This window comes from Brevundimonas sp. GN22 (assembly GCF_054824005.1).
Genome location: NZ_JSYD01000125.1, coordinates 1 through 9,167 on the forward strand (window position 1 = coordinate 1; position 9,167 = coordinate 9,167).

Annotated in this window: 10 protein-coding genes; 6 read left to right on the forward strand and 4 right to left on the reverse strand. The window is 61.5% G+C overall.

Translation table 11 applies throughout. From position 1 onward, the window contains the following. Positions 1-374, reverse strand: a 374-nt coding sequence (locus OB03_RS13935; protein WP_461344557.1) for a D-alanine--D-alanine ligase, incomplete at its 3' end; no start/stop codon positions are given. A 147-nt stretch (positions 375-521) separates the two neighbouring features. Then, positions 522-1,436 carry a UDP-N-acetylmuramate dehydrogenase gene (gene murB, locus OB03_RS13940; protein ID WP_242913853.1) on the reverse strand — a complete coding sequence of 305 codons (915 nt, stop codon included), beginning with the start codon at positions 1,434-1,436 and terminating at the stop codon, positions 522-524. 57 nt (positions 1,437-1,493) lie between these two features. Between murB and OB03_RS13945 the strand changes: the two genes are divergently transcribed. Then, entirely contained in the window at positions 1,494-2,225 is a 732-nt protein-coding gene (locus OB03_RS13945) for a hypothetical protein (protein WP_461344558.1), read from the forward strand. A gap of 16 nt (positions 2,226-2,241) precedes the next feature. Here the strand turns inward: OB03_RS13945 and murC are convergent, their stop codons facing one another. Beyond that, the gene (murC, locus tag OB03_RS13950) at positions 2,242-3,681 is read right to left on the reverse strand and encodes a UDP-N-acetylmuramate--L-alanine ligase (RefSeq protein WP_242913851.1); all 1,440 of its coding nucleotides are present in this window, start codon (positions 3,679-3,681) and stop codon (positions 2,242-2,244) included. Positions 3,682-3,970: 289 nt separating this feature from the next. Here murC and OB03_RS13955 point away from each other — a divergent pair, with 289 nt between their 5' ends. Continuing rightward, positions 3,971-5,050: a DNA methyltransferase gene (locus OB03_RS13955; RefSeq protein ID WP_461344559.1), complete on the forward strand. Its 1,080-nt coding sequence runs from the start codon at positions 3,971-3,973 to the stop codon at positions 5,048-5,050. A gap of 80 nt (positions 5,051-5,130) precedes the next feature. On the opposite strand, the gene mutY is transcribed toward OB03_RS13955, so the two are convergent. Continuing rightward, positions 5,131-6,162: an A/G-specific adenine glycosylase gene (gene mutY, locus OB03_RS13960; RefSeq protein ID WP_461344560.1), complete on the reverse strand. Its 1,032-nt coding sequence runs from the start codon at positions 6,160-6,162 to the stop codon at positions 5,131-5,133. An 81-nt stretch (positions 6,163-6,243) separates the two neighbouring features. Here mutY and OB03_RS13965 point away from each other — a divergent pair, with 81 nt between their 5' ends. The 4 genes from OB03_RS13965 to OB03_RS13980 form a co-directional block, all read left to right on the forward strand. Continuing rightward, complete coding sequence (locus OB03_RS13965) at positions 6,244-6,819, forward strand: DUF721 domain-containing protein (protein ID WP_242913848.1); 576 nt, start codon at positions 6,244-6,246, stop codon at positions 6,817-6,819. A 206-nt stretch (positions 6,820-7,025) separates the two neighbouring features. After that, positions 7,026-7,658 carry a DsbA family protein gene (locus OB03_RS13970; protein ID WP_461344561.1) on the forward strand — a complete coding sequence of 211 codons (633 nt, stop codon included), beginning with the start codon at positions 7,026-7,028 and terminating at the stop codon, positions 7,656-7,658. Between the two features lie 93 nt (positions 7,659-7,751). Next, positions 7,752-8,333, forward strand: a complete 582-nt coding sequence (locus OB03_RS13975) for a thioredoxin domain-containing protein (RefSeq protein ID WP_461344562.1) — start codon at positions 7,752-7,754, stop codon at positions 8,331-8,333. A 9-nt stretch (positions 8,334-8,342) separates the two neighbouring features. After that, the coding region (locus OB03_RS13980; protein WP_461344563.1) for an AAA family ATPase at positions 8,343-9,167 on the forward strand (825 nt) is incomplete at its 3' end.

The window sequence follows — 9,167 nt, forward strand, 5'->3', positions numbered from 1 at the left end:
TGACGGTCAAAAAGACCGCCGCCCGGGACGACCACACCTGCTGCGCGCAACACAGCCTTGGACTTGTCCTTGTCCATCGCCAGCGCGGAGGCCAACACGCCCGAGTGGGTATAGGGAATGCCGAGCGTCTCGAGGATGCCTTGAACGCAACCGTCCTCGCCCCACGCGCCATGCAGGGCGTTGAAAACGACATCGGGCTTCAGTTCGGTGAGGACCTGAGCCAGATCGCGGCCCGCATCTACGCGCGTGACCTTGCCGACCTGCCCCTCCAGCGCGTCGGCGCAACCGGCACCGGACGTCAGCGAAACTTCACGTTCCGACGAGATGCCACCCATAAGGACAGCGACATGTAGGGTTTCAAGAGGCGCGCGCATGAGACAATCCGAAGACTAGCCTCCCCCTATCGCCTCAATAGGGTTAACCGGTTGGAAACGATAGACCCCGAAGCGTCCGGCCACGCTTAAAAAAGTGCATGAAACGGGGGATGTTTTTCATCCCCCGCGTGTGCGGCCCAAAGCGCCTTAGCCCGGACGGCCGATGCGTTTGATTTCCCAGCTCAGCTGGATGTTGGTTTTGGAGAAAACGTCCTGACGGACGGTCTCACCCAGACCTTCGAGGTCGGCAGCGGTGGCCTCGCCCGGGTTGATCATGAAGTTGGAGTGCAGCTCGCTGAACTTCGCGCCGCCGCCGGTCATCTTGAATAGCTTGCCGCGCCAGCCCGCTTCATCGACCAGCTTCCACGAGGAATGGCCCTCGGGGTTTTTAAAGGTCGAGCCGCCGGTCTTTTCACGGATCGGCTGGGTCTTTTCGCGACGCTCGGTGATCTCGGCGATACGGGCGGCAACCGCCTCCGGTTCGTCAGCGGTGCCTTTATAAGTCGCCTCGGTCCAGATGATGTCGGCCGGAGCATTCGAATGGCGGTAGGTGTAGCCGAACTCTTCGACCGTCAACTCCACCTTTTCGCCCTTGCGGTTCACGCCGCGTGCAGAGACGAGGATGTCTTTGGTCTCAGAGCCATAGCAGCCCGCATTCATCGTCAGCGCACCGCCGATGGAGCCCGGAATGCCAGCATAAAACTCCATGCCCGCGATGCCCGCCTTGGCCGACGCACGCGCGACCATGGAATCCAGAGCGCCCGCGCCAGCAGTAATGGTCATGCCGTCAGCAACCACCTGTCCCCACGCACGTCCGGCCAGACGAATGACGACACCCTTCACGCCACCATCGCGCACGATGACGTTCGAGCCAACGCCCAGCGGATAGACAGGCACGTCTTCGGGCAGTGCTTTCAGGAAGTCGATCAGGTCGTCTTCATCGGCCGGAATGAACAGGGCATCCGCCGGACCGCCGACGCGGAACCAAGTGTAAGGCGCCAGCGCTTCGTTCAGCAGCAGTTTGCCGCGTACGCTCGGGGGAGCCTTGGTCCAGTCAGTCATAAATCTCTCGTGCGCGGTGCGATCAAGCCCGTCTGCGGGCTAAAGGGGAATGCGTAGATGTCTCTAACGCCTGCCCCGCGCAAGAGGAAAGGCCTACTCGCGTCTGTGCGCGAGCCGCTACGCACCATCCTGATCCTGATTATGGTCGTGATCCCGGCGGTATGGGGCGGATTGGCGCTGGTTATCGGACTGCTGTTTCTTTCCGAGTCCATGGGCCAACTGCTGTCATTCGAGCAGGCGTTTAATGCCGTGCTCAGTGTGTTCCTGATCCTGGTGTTCCTGCCGATCTGCCATGCGGGCTGCCATCGCTGGTTCTGGCACGTCGAAACGAGGAAGCGCTCGGGAGAGTACGCCGTCGGCGAGAAGATCCCGCCCATGTGGTCGGAGGAAACCGAACCTGCCCTTCCCCTAAAGGCAAGTCCTCGTGAAAAGCTGGCCTATGCGCTGCTCTATGCCGCGGCCATTGGTCTGTTGCTCTTCATCTATCTGCCTTTGGGCCATCAGGAGGCCATTCACCGCTTTATTGCCCGCTATAGTTCGGGTCGCGCTTCAGCAGCGTCTTTGGCCACCATCGTCATCATCTGGCTGCCGCTGATCGGCGGCATGATCGCTCTGTTCACCTACATGGAGCGTGACATGAAAAAAGTCCGCACCGGTCAGGTGACGGGCGCGGACAAACAACGGATTGAACTGAGGCTCAACTGGCTGGCAGCCTTCGTGACCGCCGTCACTATGACCGGCTTCATGTGCTATTTTCTGGGCAGTTTGATCCTGCGATACCTCGCCTGACCGTCGCCCGCGGTGTTTAGGCCAGCGCTTCCAACTGTTCAGGCAGGGCATAGGCCCAAGCCGTGATGTCGCCCGCGCCGAGGCAGACGACCAGATCGCCTTCCTTGGCTTCTTCGCGGATGACCTTGGCCAGTGCATCGGCACTTTCAAGAGCCGCGACGTGGCGATGGCCGAACTGTTTGATGCCGCTGACCAGAGCGTGTTTGTCCACGCCCTCGATCGGCTGCTCGCCGGCCGGATACACGTCGGCGACCAGAACGCTGTCGGCATCCATGAAGCAGGTCGAGAAGTCCGACATCAGATCGCGCAGGCGGGTGTAACGGTGCGGCTGTACCACAGCGATCACTCGCCCCGATTGGTCGGCGTTTTGCACCACTTGCCGGGCGGCTTTGAGGACCGCAGCGATTTCGACCGGGTGGTGGCCATAGTCGTCAATGATACGTACACCGTGGGCAAAGCCCGTGGTGGTGAAGCGACGCTTCACACCGCCAAAATTGGCAAGGCCCGTACGGATGCCATCATCGTCAACGCCGACTTCACGGGCGACCGAGATGGCCGCCAGTGCGTTCGACACATTGTGCCAGCCCGCCATCGGCAGACGCACGCCGTCGATACGGGTGTCTTCATCGCTGGCATGCGAAGCGCGGATCACGACGTCGAAGGTCGAGCCGTCCGGATCCATCTGCACATTCTCGGCGCGGACCATGGCCTGCGGATTGAGGCCATAGGTGATCAGGCGGCGGTTAACGATCTGGGCCGCCAGCTTCTGAACTTCGGGGTGATCAAGGCAGACCACGCCGAAACCATAGAAGGGCGTATCCTCGATAAAATCGCGGAAGGCCTTCTTCACCGCGTCAAAGTCACCGTAATGATCCAGATGCTCCGGATCGATGTTGGTGATCATCGCCACGGTACATTTCAGGCGAAGGAACGAGCCATCGGACTCGTCGGCCTCGACGACAATCCAGTCACCGTCGCCGACCTTGGCGTTGGTACCATAGGCGTTGATGATGCCGCCGTTCACAACGGTCGGATCAAGGTTGCCGGCATCCAGCAGCGCCGCGACCATCGAGGTCGTCGTCGTCTTGCCGTGGGTACCACCGACACCAATCGAGAACTGCAGACGCATCAGCTCGGCCAGCATCTCTGCACGACGTACTACCGGAATGCGGCGCTCGCGCGCCTCGACCATCTCGGGGTTCTCGGCCTTAACGGCGGTCGAATAGACGACCGCCGCCACACCCTCGGTGATGTGGGCAGCGTCGTGGCCGATGTAGATGCGGGCACCCAGCTTTTCGAGGCGCTCGGTATTGGCGCTGGCCTTGGCGTCAGAGCCCTGCACCTGATAGCCGATTTTCAGCATGATTTCGGCGATGCCACTCATGCCAATGCCGCCGATACCGACGAAGTGGACGGGGCCAAGGGCAAACGGAACGGGACGAAGACGACGGATCATATGGGCCTCATAGCCCCCTCTTGAGGCCGTGCGAAGTGTCCGATGCGGACGATCTTGAGGAAATTAACAAACTGGTGATGGGCGAACGCAGTGAAGTCGCGCTCAAGCGGGGTCTGCAAAAATAAATTTTGCGGAGTCGGAATCTGCCAAAACCCTTATCCACCGGACTCTGGAGAGTCCCAAAGATCAGCGTTTGACTCTTGAAAGAATCGCAAAACCGATTTGATTACCAAGCGTTAACCACGATGACTCACGATGCGCCCTCAACACCACAGGGGCCGCTTAATCCATGTCCGACATTCAAACCGACGTCATCCTCAGAGGCGACTGCATCGAGCGTTTGAAGGGTCTGCCGGACAAGTCGGTGGACATGGTCTTTGCCGACCCGCCCTATAACCTGCAACTCGGCGGCGACCTGCTGCGTCCGGACAACTCGAAAGTTGATGCCGTCGACGACGACTGGGACAAGTTCGACAGCTTCGCCGCCTATGACGCCTTCACCCGTGAATGGTTGAAAGAATGCCAGCGCGTGCTGAAAGACGACGGCACGCTGTGGGTCATCGGCAGCTATCACAACATCTTCCGTCTCGGCTCGGCGATGCAGGACCTCGGCTTCTGGGTTCTGAACGACATCATCTGGCGCAAGTCGAACCCGATGCCCAACTTCAAGGGCACGCGTTTCACCAACGCCCACGAGACCCTGATCTGGGCCGCCAAGTCGCGTGACCAGAAGCGCTACACCTTCAACTACGACGCCCTGAAGGTCTTCAACGAAGACACCCAGATGCGTTCGGACTGGACGCTGGCCCTGTGCACCGGCGGCGAGCGGCTGAAAGATGCCGACGGCAACAAGGCCCACCCGACCCAAAAGCCGGAAGCCCTGCTGCACCGAGTGATCCTGTCGGCGACCCGTCAGGGCGATGTGATCCTCGACCCATTCTTCGGCACTGGCACCACGGGTGCGGCTGCCAAGCGTCTGGGCCGCCACTTCATCGGTATCGAGCGCGACGAAACCTATGCGGAACTGGCACAGGCCCGCATCGACGCGATCATTCCTGCCAATCCAGAAGACCTTGTCGTCACCGGCTCCAAGAAGGCCGAGCCCAAGGTTCCGTTCGGCGCGCTAGTTGAGGCCGGTCTGCTGTCGCCGGGTGACAAACTCTATTGCCCCAAGGGTGATCACGAGGCTCGCGTCCGCGCCGACGGCTCGCTGGTGTCCGGTTCACTGACGGGTTCGATCCACAAGCTGGGTGCCCTGCTGGAAAATGCTCCGGCGTGCAACGGCTGGACCTACTGGCGCTTCAAGACCGATCAGGGTCTGCGCCCCATCGACAGCCTGCGCGCCGAAATCCGCGCCGGTATGCAGTAAGCTTTCTCGGACAAACGGCGGGCGGCGCATCGCCCGAAACTTCAAGGACCGCTTCCAAAAGGAGCGGCCCTTTTTCTTTGTCACGCCAGCGCCCGCTCCAGCGCCTTCTTGAACACGGTCGGTAGGGATTTCAGCGCCTCTGCTTCGTCTATCCAGATCAACGATGGATCGTCCGCATGTCCCGTCGCCACATGCGCCGTCAGGTCGAGGGAGAAGTGGGTGAAGACGTGGTTGATGGTCCCTGCCTCGACCCAGTCCGCTGTCAATGGCGGCTCATAGGCAGGAACAGCAGACCATTCCGAGCCGAACAGCCCCAGCATGCCCCCCAGCAGTCCTTTCTCGGGGCGCTTGACCAAAGCCACCCTGCCCTTGCCATCGCGCAGGACAAAAGCATGGCCCAGACGGTGCGGGCGCTCGGCCTTTTTGGCCTTGCGCGGATAGGACTGCGGTTCGCCCTCGGCATAGGCTTCACAGCCAAACGACAACGGGCATTGCTCGCACAGGGGCGACTTGGGCCGACAGATACGAGCGCCAAGATCCATCAGGGCCTGAGGCCAATCACTGGGGCGATGGTCGCTGACGAACAGGCCCGCCAAACGCTTCAACTCCGGACGCGCGGCGGGCACCTCGTTCTTTACCGCAAACAGGCGGCTCATGACGCGTTCGACATTGCCGTCGACCACATTGGCGGGACGGCCAAAGGCAATCGCCGCCACCGCCGCAGCTGTATAGGCACCCACGCCCTTCAGCTTCAGAAGCGCCTCTTCGGTATCGGGAAACACGCCGTTGTAATCCTCGGCGACCATGCGCGCGCAGGCCAGCAGATTGCGGGCACGGGCGTAATAGCCAAGCCCCGCCCATGCTGCCATCACATCGGCGTCGTCCGCTCCCGCCAGGTCGCTGACGGTTGGCCAGCGCTTCGTAAAGGTGTGGAAGTATGGAGCCGCGTGGACGGTCGTCGTCTGTTGCAGCATGACTTCAGACATCCACACGCGATAAGGATCGGTGCGCGTTGCCTCGCCCGGCTCAGTTCGCCACGGCAGGTCGCGGGCGTTGGCATCGTACCAATCGAGCAAGGCAGCACGCAGTCGGGCGATTTCGGAGGGCTTCATCCCGCCTGAATAGCGGCTTTATTCGCAGCGGACAGCTTTCTTCGCATCGGCAAACGGCCAACTTTCGCCTATAACAGTTCCATGTCGCGCAGACCCCTGCCCACCGAAGAAGAAGCCCGCCAGATCCTCGCACAGCGAAGGACCAAGCCGCCGCTGCGTCCGCCTCCGCGCGCCTCGCAAAAGCTGCAGAAGTTCATCAAGGAACTGGACAGCAAATTCGGACGCAGCGCCAACAGCCTCGAGGGCCGCTGGGCCGAGATTGTCGGCGAGCGCATGGCCCGCGTTTCGCGCCCGCTAAAAATCATCAAGGGCAAGGGCAATACGCCGGGCATTCTGGAACTGCGCGTCGTAGGCCCCGCCTCGCTTCTGGTCCAGCATCAGCAGCACGAAATCATCGAGCAGGTGAACCTGTACCTCGGTGCCAATGCCATCGAAAAAATCCGCATCCAGCAGGGGCCGGTAAAGCCGCTTGTCACCTCGACCAAGGCCCCGCGCTCTCGCACGCTCAAACCCTTGCCGCCGATTGCTCCGGCTGCCGAAGCCGAGTTGGAAGCGTCGGTTGCCGACCTGCCCGAACATTTACGCAAAGCTCTGACCAAACTCGGCAAGGCCGCCCTCGCCCGTTCGCAGGACGAAGGCGAGGACCCGTATCGTTGACATCGCAACAGCGCGCTGTTTGCAATGAACAACCACTGTTCTCGCATGGTGCCGCAATGGTACTGGAGATTAAATAACCGCCATCCACGCGAAATAGCGTTATCGAGCGAGATCGGCGTGTTTAATCTAGACGGAACTGGGTGTCGTGTAGGACAACACCCCCCACTGTTCCCATATCTTAGCTTCTGAGGATTGAGGTCCGACCAATGGCTTCCAAGAACAAATTTGCGGCTATGAGCCGCCGCGCAGCAATCACTGCCGCCGCTCTCAGCGCGATGGTTGCCATGGCGGGTTGCTCGCCCAAGGCCGGTGGTGCCGCGGAAGGCGATATGGCGCTGGGCGCAGCAGAGGGTGCCAAGGTCACCGTGGTCGAATACGCGTCGGTTACCTGCGGTCACTGCGCCGTTTGGAACCAGGAAGTCTGGCCGGAATTCAAGGCCAAATACGTGGACACCAACAAGGTCCGCTTCATCTTCCGCGAGTTCCCGACCCCGCCGCAAGACATTGCTGCCGCCGGTTTCATGCTGGCCCGTTGTGCCGGTAACGACAAATACTTCGACGTCGTGCATGCCATCATGGCCTCGCAACAAGAATGGGCTGCCGGCGTTCCGCCGCGCCAGAGCCTGAACCGCATCGCACAAGGTGCCGGCATGTCGGCAGCAGAGATCGAAACCTGCCTGAACGACAAGGACGCGCTGGCTGCTCTCGAGAAGCGCATCCGCGCCGGTATCGAAAAAGGCGTGAGCGGCACGCCCGCCTTCTACGTCAATGATCAGAAGATCGTAGACTCGTCGCTCAGCAGCCTTTCGGCTGCCGTCGACGCAGAACTAGCCAAGTAAGGACGAATGGATATGGGTGGGCGTTTTATCCCTCTTCTGACCGCGTTTGCGATGGCTACGGCCGTAGCGGGCAGTGCATCGGCGATGACAGATATGTCGCCCACTCGTTCCACCGCTCCGGCACGGCAAGCTCCGGCTGTCGTGTCGGTTCCGGCATCCCTGCCCAGCGACCGTGTGCTGGGCCGCGCCGATGCCCCGATCACCATTATCGAGTACGCCAGCTTCACCTGCTCGCACTGTGCAGACTTTGCCAACACGGTGCTGCCGGAACTCAAAGCCCGCTACATCGACACCGGCAAGGCCAAGCTGATCTTCCGTGATCTGCCGACCCCGCCGCTTCAGGTAGCAAACGCTGCTGCCGCCCTTGGCCGCTGTGCAGCCCCAAGCAAGTTCTTTGATATGGCCAGCCAGCTAATGGCCAATCAAGCCTCGGCTTTTGCTTCGGGCGGGGTACAAAATTGGCTGTACTCGGCGATCGGCACCACGGGACGTACCGAGCAAGAGCTCCAAACCTGCATGCGTTTGCCCGCGACCGGCGAAGGCCTGGCCCGCGATACGAGCGCCGCTTTGGCCGCAGGTGTCGACTCGACGCCGTCGTTGTTCGTGAATGGCCGTCGCGTCGAAGACCATTCGCTGCAAGGCATGGTCGCGGCGATCCAGCCTCTGGTGCGCTAAACCCGAGCGATGCATTTCCAGCGCCTTCGACTTTCGGGCTTCAAGTCCTTTGTCGATCCCGCCGAGGTCCAGATCGAACCTGGACTGACGGGGATCGTGGGACCGAACGGCTGCGGCAAGTCGAATGTGCTGGAAAGCCTGCGCTGGGTCATGGGGGCCAACTCGGCCAAGGCCATGCGCGGTCAGGGCATGGAGGATGTGATCTTTGCGGGTGCGGCGGGTAGGCCCCCGCGCAACCACGCCGAAGTCACCCTGACCATCGACAACGCCCTGCGTCGCGCGCCCCAGCCCTTCACCGACGAAGCCGTGCTGGAAGTCTCGCGCAAGATCGAGCGCGGGCGTGGTTCGACCTATCGTATCAACGGCAAGGAAGTGCGGGCGCGTGACGTCCAGCTGCTGTTCGCCGATGCCTCTACGGGGGCCAACTCTCCGGCGCTGGTGCGTCAGGGGCAGATTTCCGAACTGATCGCGGCCAAGCCGCAGAACCGTCGTCGCATCCTTGAGGAAGCTGGCGGGGTTTCTGGTCTGCACACCCGCCGCCACGAGGCCGAACTGCGCCTCAAAGCCGCCGAGGCCAATCTCGACCGCCTCGACGACATCGGCAAGGAGCTGGAATCCACGCTCAACCGCCTGAAGCGCGAAGCCCGTCAGGCCGAAAAATACAAAAAGATCAGCGCCGAAATCCGCGCCCTTCAGGCGGCGCTTCTGTATGTGCGCTGGTCCGATGCCAAACAGGCTGCCGCCGCTTCACGCAACGAACTGCGCGCCGCAGAGCAGGCTGTGGCCGAGGCAACCACGGCTTCAGCCGCCGCCCAGACGGCTGCACTCAATGCG

Coding starts and splice junctions, on each gene's coding strand:
- murB (WP_242913853.1), bottom strand. CDS start 1,436: ATGACTGACTGGACCAAGGCTCCCCCGAGCGTACGCGGCAAACTGCTG.
- OB03_RS13945 (WP_461344558.1), top strand. CDS start 1,494: ATGTCTCTAACGCCTGCCCCGCGCAAGAGGAAAGGCCTACTCGCGTCT.
- murC (WP_242913851.1), bottom strand. CDS start 3,681: ATGATCCGTCGTCTTCGTCCCGTTCCGTTTGCCCTTGGCCCCGTCCAC.
- OB03_RS13955 (WP_461344559.1), top strand. CDS start 3,971: ATGTCCGACATTCAAACCGACGTCATCCTCAGAGGCGACTGCATCGAG.
- mutY (WP_461344560.1), bottom strand. CDS start 6,162: ATGAAGCCCTCCGAAATCGCCCGACTGCGTGCTGCCTTGCTCGATTGG.
- OB03_RS13965 (WP_242913848.1), top strand. CDS start 6,244: ATGTCGCGCAGACCCCTGCCCACCGAAGAAGAAGCCCGCCAGATCCTC.
- OB03_RS13970 (WP_461344561.1), top strand. CDS start 7,026: ATGGCTTCCAAGAACAAATTTGCGGCTATGAGCCGCCGCGCAGCAATC.
- OB03_RS13975 (WP_461344562.1), top strand. CDS start 7,752: ATGTCGCCCACTCGTTCCACCGCTCCGGCACGGCAAGCTCCGGCTGTC.